General features: G+C 71.3%; 18 protein-coding genes. 13 read left to right on the forward strand and 5 right to left on the reverse strand.

Features of this window, described 5'->3' with window-relative positions:
- Nucleotides 1-2: 2 nt before the first annotated feature.
- Genes ACU5AX_RS10400 through hemC form a run of 3 tightly spaced genes read right to left on the reverse strand, consistent with a single transcriptional unit; the run spans nt 3 to nt 2,499 of the window.
- Nucleotides 3-908 (reverse strand): hypothetical protein, encoded by a 906-nt coding sequence (locus ACU5AX_RS10400; protein ID WP_446690823.1) that lies wholly within the window; start codon nt 906-908, stop codon nt 3-5.
- The gene (locus ACU5AX_RS10405) at nt 905-1,588 is read right to left on the reverse strand and encodes a uroporphyrinogen-III synthase (protein WP_446690824.1); all 684 of its coding nucleotides are present in this window, start codon (nt 1,586-1,588) and stop codon (nt 905-907) included. The genes ACU5AX_RS10400 and ACU5AX_RS10405 overlap by 4 nt, the downstream gene beginning before the upstream one ends.
- The gene (hemC, locus tag ACU5AX_RS10410; RefSeq protein ID WP_446690825.1) at nt 1,585-2,499 is read right to left on the reverse strand and encodes a hydroxymethylbilane synthase; all 915 of its coding nucleotides are present in this window, start codon (nt 2,497-2,499) and stop codon (nt 1,585-1,587) included. The genes ACU5AX_RS10405 and hemC overlap by 4 nt, the downstream gene beginning before the upstream one ends.
- A 184-nt stretch (nt 2,500-2,683) precedes the next feature.
- On the opposite strand from hemC, the gene tsaD reads away from it, so the two are divergent.
- From tsaD to ACU5AX_RS10475, 13 genes are all read left to right on the forward strand, one after another.
- A complete protein-coding gene (gene tsaD, locus ACU5AX_RS10415; protein WP_446690957.1) occupies nt 2,684-3,706 on the forward strand; it encodes a tRNA (adenosine(37)-N6)-threonylcarbamoyltransferase complex transferase subunit TsaD in 1,023 nt (340 codons plus the stop codon).
- Nucleotides 3,703-4,680, forward strand: coding sequence for an NAD(P)H-dependent glycerol-3-phosphate dehydrogenase (locus tag ACU5AX_RS10420; protein ID WP_446690826.1), 978 nt, complete (start codon nt 3,703-3,705; stop codon nt 4,678-4,680). The genes tsaD and ACU5AX_RS10420 overlap by 4 nt, the downstream gene beginning before the upstream one ends.
- Nucleotides 4,677-5,270, forward strand: a complete 594-nt coding sequence (locus tag ACU5AX_RS10425; RefSeq protein ID WP_446690827.1) for a Maf family protein — start codon at nt 4,677-4,679, stop codon at nt 5,268-5,270. Before ACU5AX_RS10420 ends, ACU5AX_RS10425 begins: the two co-directional genes overlap by 4 nt.
- Entirely contained in the window at nt 5,267-5,617 is a 351-nt protein-coding gene (locus ACU5AX_RS10430; protein ID WP_446690828.1) for a hypothetical protein, read from the forward strand. The genes ACU5AX_RS10425 and ACU5AX_RS10430 overlap by 4 nt, the downstream gene beginning before the upstream one ends.
- Nucleotides 5,614-6,426, forward strand: a complete 813-nt coding sequence (locus ACU5AX_RS10435) for a shikimate dehydrogenase family protein (RefSeq protein ID WP_446690829.1) — start codon at nt 5,614-5,616, stop codon at nt 6,424-6,426. Before ACU5AX_RS10430 ends, ACU5AX_RS10435 begins: the two co-directional genes overlap by 4 nt.
- Nucleotides 6,423-7,022, forward strand: coding sequence for a dephospho-CoA kinase (gene coaE / locus ACU5AX_RS10440; RefSeq protein WP_446690830.1), 600 nt, complete (start codon nt 6,423-6,425; stop codon nt 7,020-7,022). Before ACU5AX_RS10435 ends, coaE begins: the two co-directional genes overlap by 4 nt.
- 8 nt (nt 7,023-7,030) lie before the next feature.
- The gene (gene dnaQ / locus ACU5AX_RS10445) at nt 7,031-7,723 is read left to right on the forward strand and encodes a DNA polymerase III subunit epsilon (protein WP_446690831.1); all 693 of its coding nucleotides are present in this window, start codon (nt 7,031-7,033) and stop codon (nt 7,721-7,723) included.
- Between the two features lie 49 nt (nt 7,724-7,772).
- The gene (gene hpf / locus ACU5AX_RS10450; RefSeq protein WP_198353828.1) at nt 7,773-8,366 is read left to right on the forward strand and encodes a ribosome hibernation-promoting factor, HPF/YfiA family; all 594 of its coding nucleotides are present in this window, start codon (nt 7,773-7,775) and stop codon (nt 8,364-8,366) included.
- A 58-nt stretch (nt 8,367-8,424) separates the two neighbouring features.
- Nucleotides 8,425-8,889: a PTS sugar transporter subunit IIA gene (locus ACU5AX_RS10455; RefSeq protein ID WP_446690832.1), complete on the forward strand. Its 465-nt coding sequence runs from the start codon at nt 8,425-8,427 to the stop codon at nt 8,887-8,889.
- Nucleotides 8,876-9,349 (forward strand): PaaI family thioesterase, encoded by a 474-nt coding sequence (locus ACU5AX_RS10460; protein WP_446690833.1) that lies wholly within the window; start codon nt 8,876-8,878, stop codon nt 9,347-9,349. The genes ACU5AX_RS10455 and ACU5AX_RS10460 overlap by 14 nt, the downstream gene beginning before the upstream one ends.
- Nucleotides 9,346-9,672 carry a DUF1491 family protein gene (locus ACU5AX_RS10465; RefSeq protein ID WP_198353831.1) on the forward strand — a complete coding sequence of 109 codons (327 nt, stop codon included), beginning with the start codon at nt 9,346-9,348 and terminating at the stop codon, nt 9,670-9,672. Before ACU5AX_RS10460 ends, ACU5AX_RS10465 begins: the two co-directional genes overlap by 4 nt.
- A gap of 166 nt (nt 9,673-9,838) precedes the next feature.
- Nucleotides 9,839-10,489 (forward strand): cell wall hydrolase, encoded by a 651-nt coding sequence (locus ACU5AX_RS10470; RefSeq protein ID WP_446690834.1) that lies wholly within the window; start codon nt 9,839-9,841, stop codon nt 10,487-10,489.
- Between the two features lie 50 nt (nt 10,490-10,539).
- Nucleotides 10,540-11,031: an MmcB family DNA repair protein gene (locus ACU5AX_RS10475; protein ID WP_198353833.1), complete on the forward strand. Its 492-nt coding sequence runs from the start codon at nt 10,540-10,542 to the stop codon at nt 11,029-11,031.
- 58 nt (nt 11,032-11,089) lie between these two features.
- Here the strand turns inward: ACU5AX_RS10475 and ribA are convergent, their stop codons facing one another.
- A complete protein-coding gene (gene ribA / locus ACU5AX_RS10480; RefSeq protein ID WP_198353834.1) occupies nt 11,090-12,169 on the reverse strand; it encodes a GTP cyclohydrolase II in 1,080 nt (359 codons plus the stop codon).
- Nucleotides 12,166-12,948 (reverse strand): exodeoxyribonuclease III, encoded by a 783-nt coding sequence (locus ACU5AX_RS10485; RefSeq protein ID WP_446690835.1) that lies wholly within the window; start codon nt 12,946-12,948, stop codon nt 12,166-12,168. Before ACU5AX_RS10485 ends, ribA begins: the two co-directional genes overlap by 4 nt.
- Between the last annotated feature and the right edge of the window lie 351 nt (nt 12,949-13,299).

Genomic DNA, 13,299 nt, shown 5'->3' on the forward strand with positions numbered 1-13,299 from the left:
GCTTAGATGCCGCCCGGCTGGGTCGTCGTCGCCGGCTCCTCGGCCGCGGCGGGCGCGGCCGCTGCCGGTGACGTCACGGCCGGAGCGGCGGGGACGCTGAGCGCCGCGGTCTCGATCCGGTCGAGCGCCTGGCGCGCGCCGATATAGCGGTCCGCCGCGGCGAGCCAGTTGCCGGCGTGGCGAGCGCCGGGCAGGCGCAGCACCTCGGCCCGCGCCGCCTCGACCTGCCCCGCATCAAGGAAGTGGCGCGCGCGCGACAGTCGCTCGACCGGCCGCGACGACGGCGTGTCGGCGCGGCGCAGCACGATCAGACCGCCCAGTTCCTGGCGCAGGCTGGTCCACCAGTCGCCGCCGCTGACCGTCTGGATGTCGGGCGCGATCGCCTCCAGCCCCTGGCGCAGGCTTTCCAGCGTCGCCGACTGGCGGCCGGCGGCAATCACGTCGGCGACCGCCTTGGGTTGAGTCGCGCCAAAGCGGTTGCGCAATTGCTCCTCGAGATAGCCGAGCGGCGTGCCGCGATCGAGCGCGCGGCGCGCCGCCGCGACGACCAGCAGCCCCTCGGCGCGGGTCGCCTGCGTTCCCGCCGCCGCGGCATCGGCACCGATGGTCGCGGTGCGCGTCTCGAGCGCCGCAAGCTGCGCCGCCAGCGCTGCCTCACGCGTGGCGAGCACCGTCGCATCGGGCGCCTCGCCATTGGCATTGAGCGGCTGCGCCGGCGAGAAGCCGGTCGGTTCGACCGGGGTCGGCGAGGGCGCTGCGGCAGGCGTGCCGTGCAGCCAGCTGATCCGCTTCATCGCCAATGCCGTCAGTCCGACTCCCGCGACAAAGGCCAACAGGGTTAGGACGATGATCAGACCGGCTCGTGGGGCGCGCGGGCGCGTCGCGACGATCGGTTCAAATTCGCTCATGGCCCTTTATCCCCGCCCGGTTCGGCACGGTCAATCGCCTGCGCAAGAACACACAGTTTCCCGTCGTCGGGCATGGCGCTCGCCGCCGCCCTCCCCCACCCCGCGCCGGCGGCGGCGAGCACGGCCGGGCTGATCGCGGCGAGCGCGACGGCGCCGCGTCGGGCCGGCGGGATCAAGGCGGCGACGCGTGACGCGGCGCGGGCGGAATGGAGCAGCACGACGGCGCCATCCGCGGCGGCGGCAAAGGCACGGGCGTCGACCGGCACCGCATCGCTGGCATAGACGACGATCGTCGGGCATCCCGTCGCGACATGATCGCGGCCGGCGAGGTGCAGCGGCCGGAGCAGCCCGCCGGCCCGGCCCGCCGCGAGCGCCGCGACCGCATCCCCCTCCCCCATCGCCGCGACGCGCAGCCCCGCCGCGCGCGCCGCCATCGCGCTCGCCGGGCCGACCGCGATCACCGGCAGGGCGGCGAGGCGCGCGAGACCGGGGCCGGCGTGGCGGATCGCCTGCGCGCTGGTCACCAGCAGCGAATCGAAGTCCGCGGGATCCGGCGGCAGCCAGCCGACCGGCGCGACCGCGAACAGCGGCCAGCCCTGCGCCTCCACGCCCAGCGTGCGCAGTCGCGCGACGGTCGCCGCATTGCCGGGCTCCGGCCGCACGACCAGGGCGCGCGTCATCCGCCGAACAGCCGCCGCACCGCCGCGGGCGCCCGCGCGAGCAGATCGGCGGCGAGCGCCCGCGCCACCGCCTCGCCATCCGGCCCCTCAGCGCTGCCCTCGACATGGGCGCTGCCATCCTCGGCGAGCAGCTCGGCACGCAGGCTGAGCGTCTCGCCCGACACCGCGGCGAGCGCCGCCACCGGCGAATGGCAGTCCGCCTGCAGCGCCGCGAGCAGGGCGCGTTCCGCACGCACGCAGCGGCTGGTCAGCGGGTCGTCGATCGCCGCCACCCAGCCATGCGCCGGCACGTCGTCGGCGCGCACCTCGATACCGACGGCGCCTTGCGCCGGCGCGGGCAGCATGTCGCCGGTCGGGATCGCCGCCCCGACCGCGTCGCGGCCGAGCCGATCGAGCCCGGCGGCGGCGAGCAGGGTGGCGTCCGCCTCGCCCGCCGCCAGCTTGGCGAGCCGCGTGTCGACGTTGCCGCGGAACAGCACGATGCGAAGATCCGGCCGCAACCGCCGCAGCTGCGCGCCGCGGCGCGGGCTGCTGGTGCCGACCACCGCGCCCTGCGGCAGCGCGGCGATCGTGGCGGCGCCGATCAGCCGGTCGCGCACGTCCGCGCGCGGCAGCATCGCGGCAATGGCGATCGCCGCCGGACGGATCGTCTCGACATCCTTCATCGAATGGACCGCGGCGTCGATCTCGCCGGCAAGCAGCGCCCGGTCGAGCTCCTTGGTCCATAGCGCCTTGCCGCCGATCTCCGCCAGCGCGCGATCCTGCACGCGATCGCCGGTGGTGCGGATCACGACCAGCTCGACCGTATCGACCGGCCAGCCGTGCGCCGCGCACAGCGCATCGCGCACCATGTTCGCCTGGGTCAGCGCCAGCGGCGATCCGCGCGTGCCGAGCTTGAAGGGGACGGTCATCGATACTCCACCCTCACCCTTCCCACGGCCTCCGGCCGCGGGCCCCTTCCCTCGCCCGGCGGGAGAGGGAGGGAGCGGCGAAGCCGCGGACGGGTGAGGGCAGTCCAATTCCGATGTCGTCCATGGCCGATATCCGCCCCCTTCGACAACCTTCCTCAACCCGTTTAGAGGGAGCGCCATGTCCGTGCCCGTCATCCTCGGCCTCGAATCCTCCTGCGACGAAACCGCCGCGGCGCTGGTCACTGGCGACCGGCAGGTGCTGGCGCACCGGCTCGCCGGGCAGGAAGCGCATCACGCGCCCTTCGGGGGCGTCGTGCCGGAGATCGCGGCGCGCGCCCATGTCGAGGCGCTGGAGCCGCTGATCGCGGCGGCGCTCGCCGACGCGGGCCTCCGCCTCGACCAGGTCGACGCGATCGCCGCCACCGCCGGGCCGGGGCTGATCGGCGGAGTGATGGTCGGCCTCGTCACCGGCAAGGCGATCGCGCATGCGGTCGGCAAGCCGCTGATCGCGGTCAATCATCTCGAAGGTCACGCACTCAGCCCGCGCCTGTCCGATCCCGACCTCGCCTTTCCCTATCTGCTGCTGCTCGTCTCCGGCGGCCATTGCCAGCTGCTGCTGGTCGAGGGGGTCGGCCGCTATCGCCGGCTGGCGACGACGATCGACGATGCCGCGGGCGAGGCGTTCGACAAGACCGCCAAGCTGCTCGGCCTCGGCTTTCCCGGTGGCCCGGCGGTGGAACGTGCCGCCGCGCAGGGGCGGCCGATCGTACCGCTGCCGCGACCATTAAGTGGTTCGAAAGAGCCGCATTTTTCCTTCGCCGGGCTGAAGAGCGCGGTGGCGCGTGCGGTCGGTCAGCATGCGCCGGAGGATATTGCCGCCTCGTTCCAGGCCGCCGTCGTCGATTGCCTGATCGACCGCACCACGCGCGGCATCGCCGGGATCGAGGCGACCGCGCTGGTCGTCGCCGGCGGCGTCGCGGCGAACGGCGCCGTGCGCGGCGCGTTACAGGAGCTGGCGGAGGCGCACCACCTGCGCTTCGTCGCGCCGCCGCTCTGGCTGTGCACCGACAATGCGGCGATGATCGCCTGGGCCGGGGCGGAGCGGTTCGCCGCCGGGCTGACCGATCCGCTCGACACGCCGGCGCGGGCGCGCTGGCCGCTCGATCCGACCGCGCAGGCGGTGCGCGGGGCAGGAGTGAAAGCATGAAGATCGGCGTGATCGGGGGCGGCGCCTGGGGCACCGCACTGGCGCAGGTGGCGGCGCACCGTGGCGAGCCGGTGCTGCTGTGGGCACGCGAGCCGGAGGTGGTGGCGGGGATCAACGCCAACCACGAGAACGGCCTGTTCCTCGCCGGCGTGCCGCTGTCGCCGGCGATCCGTGCGACCGGCAGCCTCGGCGATCTCGCCGGGGTCGACGCGTTGCTCGTCGTCGCGCCGGCTCAGCACGTCCGCAGCGTCCTGGCCGAGACGCCGGTCGGCGCCACGCCGCTGGTGCTGTGCGCCAAGGGGATCGAGGCGGGGACGCGGATGCTGGTCGGCGAGGTCGCGCGCGCCGTCCACCCGCAGGCGCCGGTCGCCGTCCTGTCCGGCCCGACCTTCGCGCATGAGGTTGCGGCCGGCCTGCCGACCGCGGTGACGCTGGCGGTGCGCGACGCGGCACTGGGCGAGGCGCTCGCCGCCCGCCTCGCCGCGCCGCACTTCCGCCCCTATGCCAGCGACGACGTGATCGGCGCGGAAATCGGCGGCGCGGTCAAGAACGTGCTCGCCATCGCCTGCGGCGTCGTCGAGGGTGCCGGCCTCGGCCAGAACGCCCGGGCGGCGCTGATCGCGCGCGGTTTCGCCGAGATGACGCGCTTCGGCCTGGCGCGCGGCGCGCGCGCGGAGACGCTCGCCGGCCTGTCGGGACTAGGCGACCTGGTGCTGACCTGTTCGTCGACGAGCAGCCGCAACTTCTCGCTCGGCGTCGGGCTCGGTCGCGGCCGGGCGGCGGCGGACCTGCTCGCCGACCGCCGCACCGTCGCGGAAGGCGCCTTCACCGCGCCGGTGTTGCGCGAGGCGGCGGCGATCGCCGGGGTCGAGATGCCGGTGACTGATGCGGTGTGTCGCCTGCTCGCCGGCGAGCCGGTCGACGGCGTGATCGGCGCGCTGCTTGCCCGACCGCTCCGTCGCGAGGGCGAATGAGCCTGCTGCTGCTCGCCTCGCAGAGCGCGTCGCGGCGCGCGATGCTGACCGCCGCGGGCGTGCCGTTCGACGCGACCGCGGCCGGCGTCGACGAGGATGCCGTCAAGGCGGCGATGGCCGGCGCCCGGCCACGCGACCTTGCCGACGCGCTCGCCGAGCTGAAGGCGGTCAAGGTGTCGACGCGCGCGCCCGAGCGGCTGGTGCTGGGCAGCGACAGCGTCGTCGCGCTCGCCGACGGCAGCCTGCTCGACAAGCCGGAGAGCCGCGACCAGGCCGCCGAGCATCTGGCGCGGATGAGCGGCAGCGTGCACCATCTGTGGAGCGCGGCGGTGATCGCCGAGGCGGGTCGCCCGGTCTGGCGCCATGTCGAGGCGGCGAAGATGCACGTCCGCCCGCTCTCCCCTGCCTTTATCGACAGCTATCTCGACCAGGAATGGCCGGCGATCGGCGGCTGCGTCGGCTGCTACCGGATCGAGGGGCCGGGCGTGCAGCTGTTTACGCGGATCGAGGGCAGCCAGTTCACCGTGCTCGGCCTGCCGCTGCTCAACGTCCTCGACTATTTGCGCGTGCGCGGGGTGATGTCGGCGTGAGCGGCGAGCGCGGTGCGGCGATCGTCCTGGCGATTTTGGCGGGGCTCGGCCTGCCGGTCGGCGGCCTTGCGCTATTCATCAGCCCGATGCTGTTCGATGCGCCGGCGGCGGGAGGCTGGCCGGTCAATCTGTTGTTCGCCGGCTGTGTCGCGTGGGTGCCGTGCTTTCTCGTCGCGCTGATCCTAGCCATCGCCGCCGCGGCCGGCAAGCGGGCGACCGCGCGCCGCCTGCTGCTGCGCCTGGCCCTCGTCGCCCTGTTGCTGCCGATCGTGCTGATCGGCAGCGGTTACGTCGCCGTCCAAACCGTGTGCGGCGGCCAGTTCGCCTGCAAGGGAGCCGCCGCATGACCATCTATGCCGAAGTGATCGGCGACCCGATCGCGCAATCCAAATCGCCGATCATCCACGGCTTCTGGCTTGATGCGCTCGGCATCGACGCGGAATATCGCCGCACCCTCGTCTCCGCCGACGAGCTGCCCGGCTATTTCGCCAGCCGGCGCGCCGACCCCGACTGGCGCGGGTGCAACATCACCATGCCGCACAAGATCGCCGCGCTCGATCACGTCGAGGATCGCGGCGACGTGCGTCATACGATCGGCGCGATCAACACCGTGGTGCGGGCGGAGGACGGCACGCCGATCGGCACCAACACCGATGCCGGCGGCTTCTACGCGCCGCTCGCCGGCTTCGACCTTGCCGGCAAACCGGTGACGGTGGTGGGGGCGGGCGGTGCAGCGCGGGCGGTGCTGTTCGCGCTGGCGCGGATGAACGTTGGCCCGGTGACGCTGATGAACCGCAACGTGCTGAAGGCCGGCGCGCTGCTCGCCGCCTTCGGCCTCAAGGGACAGGCCAGGCCCCTCGCCCAGCCGCTTGCCCCCGACACCGGGCTGTTGGTCAATGCCAGCACGCTCGGCATGGCGGGCCAGCCGCCGCTCGAGCTCGACCTGTCGCCGCTCGGCGAGCAGGCGATCGTCTACGACATCGTCTATGCGCCGCTCGAGACGCCGCTGCTCGCCGCCGCCAATGCGCGCGGGCTGGAGACGGTCGACGGGCTGGAAATGCTGGTCGGCCAGGCGGCGCTGGCGTTCGAACTGTTTTTCGGCGTCGCACCGCCCCGCGACCGCGACGACGATTTGCGCGACCTGCTGATCGCATGAGGCCGGTCCTGCTCGGGCTGACGGGATCGATCGGCATGGGCAAATCGACGGTGGCCGCCATGTTCGCCGAGGAAGGCGTGCCGGTGTTCGACGCCGACGCGGCGGTCCACCGCCTGCAGGGGCCGGGCGGATCGGTCGTCGCGGCGATCGAACGGGTCTTTCCGGGGACCACCGATGCGAACGGCGTCGATCGCCAGGCGCTCGGCCGCGCCGTGCTGGGGGATGATGCGGCGATGAAACGGCTGGAGGCGATCGTCCATCCCGCCGTCGCCGCCGAGCGCGCCGCCTTCCTCGCCGCCCATGCCGACGCGCCGGTCGTGCTGCTCGACATTCCGCTGCTGTTCGAGACCGGGGGCGATGCAGGGGTCGATGCCGTGGCGGTGGTCAGCGCCGCCGCCGAGGTGCAGCGCACCCGCGTCCTCGCCCGTCCCGGCATGACCGCGGCGAAGCTCGACGCGATCCTCGCCCGCCAGCTTCCCGATGTCGACAAGCGCGCCCGCGCCGACTTCGTCATTCCCACCGACGTGCCGCTCGACCGGACCCGCGAGGCGGTTCGTCACGTCCTCGCTTGCGTGACGGCGCGCGCGGGCGGATAACGTCTCGCATGCGTGAAATCGTGTTCGACACCGAAACCACCGGCCTCAGCTTCGCCGGCGGCGACCGACTCGTCGAGATCGGCTGCGTCGAGTTGATCAACCGGGTCGAAACCGGCCTGACCTTCCACGCTTATTACCATCCCGAACGGTCGATGCCGGCGGAGGCGCAGGCGGTGCACGGCATCTCCGACGCCTTTCTCGCCGACAAGCCGCTGTTCGCGGCGGTGGTGCACGAGCTGATCGACTTCATCGGCGATTCGCCGCTGATCGCGCACAATGCCGGTTTCGACTTTTCCTTCATCAACGGCGAGCTCGGCCGCTGCGGCCGCGAGCTGGTCGCGATGCACCGGATGGTCGATACGCTGGCGATCGCGCGGCAGAAGCATCCCGGCGCCAAGCATACGCTGGACGCGCTCTGCTCGCGCTACGGCATCGACCGGTCGCATCGCGTGCTGCACGGCGCCTTGCTCGACGCGCAATTGCTCGCCCAGGTGTATGTCGAGCTGATGGGCGGGCGGCAGATCGGCCTCGGCCTGGTCAGCGACATCGCCGTCGCCACCGCCAGCCCGCTGGCGACGCGCCGGCCCAGCATCGTGCGGCCGCCGCGCACCTTCCGTGCGCATGACGCGGAACTTGCCGCCCACGCAGCCTTTGTTGCTACCCTGGACAATCCGCTTTGGGAGGTCGGATCGCCCAACTGACGATCACCCGGGTAAGGTCAACAGGCCCGCCCCAACCATGGAGAAGACGATGGATATCCGGATTTCTGGTCACCAGGTCGCGACCGGCGACGCGCTCAAGGATCATGTGAGCGACCGACTTCAGGGTATCGCCACCAAATATTTCAGTCGCGCCATCTCGTCCGAGGTGACGTTCGGCAAGGGGCCGCACGACGTCGGCTTCAAATGCGACATCGTCATGCACGTGACGCGCGGCCTGGTGCTGAAGGGCCGGCACGAGGCGCAGGATGCCCATCTCGCCTTCGACGGCGCCGCCGAGAAGATCGACAAACAGCTGCGCCGCTATTCGCGCCGGCTGAAGGATCGCAACGCCGGCGAGGTCGTCCAGCTGCAGGAGGACAGCGGTTATGACAACAATGCCGGCTATACGCTGTTCCAGGAACATGCCGAGGACGAGGCGGGCGAGGCGCCGCTGATCGTCGCCGAGACGCGCGTCGACATCCCCGACGCGAGCGTGTCGGACGCGGTGATGATGCTCGACCTGCGCAACACCGCCGCCTTGCTGTTCCGTAATGCCGGTACCGGTGCCTACAACATGGTCTATCGCCGCGGCGACGGCACGATCGGCTGGGTCGAACCGCAGCGGGTACAGGCCGGCAGCTGACCTTTCCCGCCCCCGCCGGAGCCGCTAAGGGCCCGGCGGGGGGCCCTTCGAGTTTCGCATGACCGATTTCAGTGACCTGCTGCGGCCGGACGCCGTCTTCAAGGACGTGGCCGTCGCCAACAAGAAGACGCTGTTCGCCCAGCTCGCCGCCGCCGCGGAGGCGCAGGGGATCGACGCGCGCCTGGTCGCCGAGCGGCTGGCAGCGCGCGAGAAGCTGGGCTCGACCGGCTTCGGCGGCGGCGTCGCCATTCCCCATGCGCGCCTCGACGGGCTCGATGCGGTCACCGGCGTGTTCATGCGCCTGGCCCATCCGATCGAATTCGACGCGGTCGACGACCTGCCGGTCGACCTCGTCTTCCTGCTGCTGTCGCCGGTCGATGCCGGCGCGGAGCATCTGAAGGCGCTGGCGCGGGTGTCGCGGCGGCTGCGCGACCGCGCCTTTCTCGCCAAATTGCGCGGCGCCGGTTCGCCCGATGCGCTTTACGCGCTGTTCACCGCCGAACTCGCGCATGACGCCGCCTGATGCGCTGGTCGCCGGCGAGGCGGAAACGGCGCATTTCCGCGCGCTCGAATCGCTCTATGCCGCCGCGCCGATCAATCGATTGTTCGATTCGCGGCTGGAGATCCCCGCCCCCGGTATCGCCCGCATCCACTTCGTCCTCGACGAACGCCACTTCCACGCCGCCGGCGCGGTGCATGGGACGAGCTATTTCAAGATGCTCGACGATGCCGCCTTCTATGCGTGCAACAGCCTGGTCAGCGACCGCTTCCTGCTGACCACGGCGTTCAACCTGCTGCTCACCCGGCCGCTGCGCAGCGGACCGGTGGTCGCGGAGGGCCGCTGGATCAGCGGCAAGCGCCGCGTCTATGTCGGCGATGCGCGACTGGTCGATGCCGAGGGCGAGGAGGCGGCGCGCGGCACCGGCACCTTCATGCGCTCGCAGATCCCCTTGTCGGGCCTGCCCGGCTATCGCGCGGCATGACCGCGCGGCTGCCGACCCACCTCGTCGTCGGAGCGCTGCTGCGCCGGGTCAACGATGCGGGGGGCCTCGCGGTGGTGCGGGCGCGGGGCGAGGCGCAGGACGGCGGGCTGTTGATCGCGCTGGTCGACCGGGACGGCGCATCGCGGCTGCTGGAGCGCTCGCGCGATCTGAATGGGTCAGTGACACTGATAGATTCGACTCCATCCGGACCTATCGACGACTATTGGCGGCGACGGCGCGAACGCGACCCCGATCTGTGGGTGATCGAACTGGATATCGCGCAAGCCGAACGGTTCGCCGCTGAAACGATCCTGAACGATTGACGGTGACAGTCGTGTGAAGCAACGCCCCGCGCACGTTGCAAGCGCGTTGTGCCGCGTCCGTGTGCGATACGGATCGGTGACGCAGTCGGGGGGAAGCCCGGACGATGCCAGTTCCTTCGGGAAGGACGCGTCGGGTCCGTGATCTCACCGCATATTGACTAGTTGAATGACCGTTCTTCAGCGCGCCGCCACCATCGCGGCGATGACTTTCTCTCTCGCCGGGCTGATCAGCACCAGTTCGCCCGGCCGCGCCTCCGACCTCGATCGCAAGGTCGTGACGGCCACCCAGACGGCGACTCCGTCTGACTCCAACACCCTCTCCCCCGTCATCGTTCCCGCTCCCAGCGCGCAGACCGCCGTCGTGCAGCCGCTCCCGCAGCAGGACGACCAGGACGATCAGGACGAATTCGACACGCTGGCCCAGGCCGTCGCCGCGCAGGACGCGGGCGAGGTCTCCGACGCGCAGCGCTGCCTCGCCGGCGCCGTCTATTTCGAGGCCAAGGGCGAACCGCTCGCCGGCCAGCTCGCCGTCGCCAACGTCATCATCAACCGGTCGAAGTCGGGCCGCTTCCCCTCCGACGTCTGCGGCGTCGTCAAGCAACGCGGCCAGTTCTCCTTCGTTCGCGGCGGCGCCATCCCGTCGATCGACGAGAGCCGCGCCACCTATCGCACCGCCCTGGCCGTCGCCAAGATCGCGCTCGACGCCGCCTGGGACAGCCCGGCCCCGCAGGCGCTGTACTTCAACACGCCGAACCGTCGCCCGGGCGGCAACGTCATCCGCATCGCGTCGATCGGCAACCACGTCTTCTATCGCTGATTTCGCGATCCGGGGCTTGCCCCGTTCGTGAAATGTTCTAAGCCGGGGTCATGCTCGACATGGCCCCGGCTTCGTGTTTGGACGGCGGCGATCCCGCGATCTGCGCCGCTGACGTGGCGCGCGGCGTGACGCGGATGCTGCTGCGCCACGACCTCGCCGCTATCCCCGAAGTGCCGCTCGACGGTGGCCGCCGCGCCGACCTGATGGCGCTCGACGCGCGTGGCCAGTTGGTCATCGTCGAGATCAAGGTGTCGCGGGCCGATCTGCTCGGCGACGGCAAATGGCCCGACTATCTGGCGCATTGCGACCGCTATTATTGGGCGGTGCCGGCCGGTTTCGACCTTGCGCCGCTCGACGGCGTCGCCTTCCTGCCGGAACGCACCGGTGTGATCGTCGCCGACCGCTACGATGCTGCGATCGTGCGCGAGGCGCATACCCATCCCCTGCCCGCGCATGTCCGCAAACGCTGCACCCTGTCGTTCGCGCGCCGCGCCGCCCGGCGGCTGACCGGGCTGATCGATCCGGACGCCTTCGCCGACTGATCCGTGACGGCGTGCTAGCGGCCCCCTTCCCCTGACCCTCCCGTCAGCGGAAGCGGGATCAGAGCTGGTGCCCGGTGCGGTCGCGCTTCGTCGCCAGATAACGCTCGTTATGGGGATTGGGCGGCAGCTTGTGCGGCACGCGCTCGACCACCGTCATCCCCGCCGCCTCCAGTCCCGCCACCTTGGCCGGATTGTTGGTCAGCAGTCGCACCGAACGCTGCCCCAGCAGCTGCAGCATCCGCGCCGCCACGCCGAAGTCGCGCGCATCGACCGCAAAGCCCAGCCGGGTATTGGCATCGACCGTGTCGAAGCCCTGGTCCTGCAGCGCATAGGCGCGCAGCTTGTTGACCAGCCCGATCCCCCGCCCCTCCTGGCGCAGATAGAGCAGGATGCCCCAGCCGCTCGCCTGGATGGCGCGGATCGCGGCGTGGAGTTGCGGCCCGCAATCGCACTTCAGGCTGCCGAGCACGTCGCCGGTCAGGCATTCGCTGTGCAGCCGCACCAGCGGCGGCCGACCATCGGGCTGGCCGATCAGCAGCGCGACATGCTCGTCGGCGCTTTCCGGCGAGCGGAAGGCGGCGATCTCCGCATCCTCCGCCCCCTCGACCGGCAGCCGTGCCCGCGTCGCCAGTGTCAGGCGGCGGGCATCCTCATGCGCATCGATATCCGCAGGGCTGATCGTCACCTCCGGATCGCCGCCGCCGACGAAAAAGGCCGGCAGCAACCCGGCGATCCGCGCCAGCCGCAGCGCCGCCGCAGCCGCGACCGGCCGGTCCAATGTCACCGTCCGCCACGGCCCCTTGAGCGGGGTCGCCAGGTCGAGGCTCGGGTCGGCCAGCGCCGTCGCGGCGGCGAAATCGAGCCACGGCGCGCGCTCGATCAGCACCGGCGCATCGGGATCGGCGGCCGCGAGCTGATTGGCGAGCTTCAGCGTCACCGCCCGGCCGGACGAAATCAGCACCCCCGCCCCGCCCGCCGGATCGAACGCCGCCAGTCGGTCGGCATCCGCCGTCTCGACCGCGAGCAGGGTCAGCCCGTCGATCGCGATCGGCCAGCCCCGCCGCAACGCGTCGACCGCCCGCGCCGCGGCACGCGGATCGCTTGGACGTTGCGCGTCGTGGGGGTGCCGGTCGTTCAAAAGGCGAACTCGGTCATGATCGGCACATGATCCGACGGCTTCAGCCAGCTGCGGCAATCCTCGAACACGGTATGGCCGATCGCTTGGCGCGCGACGTCGCCGGTCGCCCACATATGGTCGAGCCGGCGGCCGCGATCGTTCTTGGTCCAGTCGGGCGAGCGATAGCTCCACCAGGTGTGCAGCCGCGCCGGCGCCGGATAGAAATGCCGGCCGAGGTCGACCCAGTCGTTCGATGTCTGCAGGCCGTCGAGCGCCGCCACCTCGATCGGCGTATGGCTGACCGTCTTGAGCAGCGCCTTGTGGCTCCAGACGTCGCTGGGCAGCGGCGCGATGTTGAAATCGCCGGTCAGGATCGTCGGGCAGGCAAGGCTGCGCGACCATTCGGTCATCCGCGCCAGGAAATCGAGCTTCTGTCCGAACTTCGGATTGACCTCGCGGTCCGGCTCGTCGCCGCCGGCGGGTACGTAGACGTTCTCGAGCCGGACGCCGCCCGGCAGCCGGATACCGACGTGCCGCGCCTCCTGATTGGCCTGCCAGTCGAACCGGTCGTCCGCCTCGATCGGCACGCGGCTGACGATCGCGACGCCATGGTGCATCCGCTGGCCGTGGATCACGCGATGGATGTAGCCGAGCTGGTCGAACAGATCGTGCGGGAAGTCGGCGTCGACGACCTTGGTCTCCTGCAGGCAGAGGACGTCGGGGGCCGCTTCGGTCAGGAACTGCTCGACGATGGCGGAGCGGAAGCGGACCGAGTTGATGTTCCAGGAGGCGATCTTCACGTCGCCGCATCTAGGCGGCGGGGGAAGGGGGAGCAAGGTGGCGGCGGGTTTCAACGATCGTCACTACGGCCGCAGCGCCCAAGTCCCGCTTCGGGCGCGTCACGAGCGAAGCCCGTGACGTCGGACGGGCAGGGCCCGCCGGCCGCGCGTTCGCGGCTTGCGCCATGATGGCGCACACCACGAACGCGAAAGGCCCCCGCTCCGGGGGCATGGAGCGAGGGCCGACACAGCGTTCGTCACGCAGGGCGGGAAGTGGTCGGTACCGTCCGGGCAACAGGGGGAAAAATCCCGAACGCCCCACATCCGCGGGTGTCTGTTTAGGGCTGCAAACCTGTCGCTTGCATGAATGGA

It is taken from the genome of Sphingomonas benefaciens (assembly GCF_052907485.1).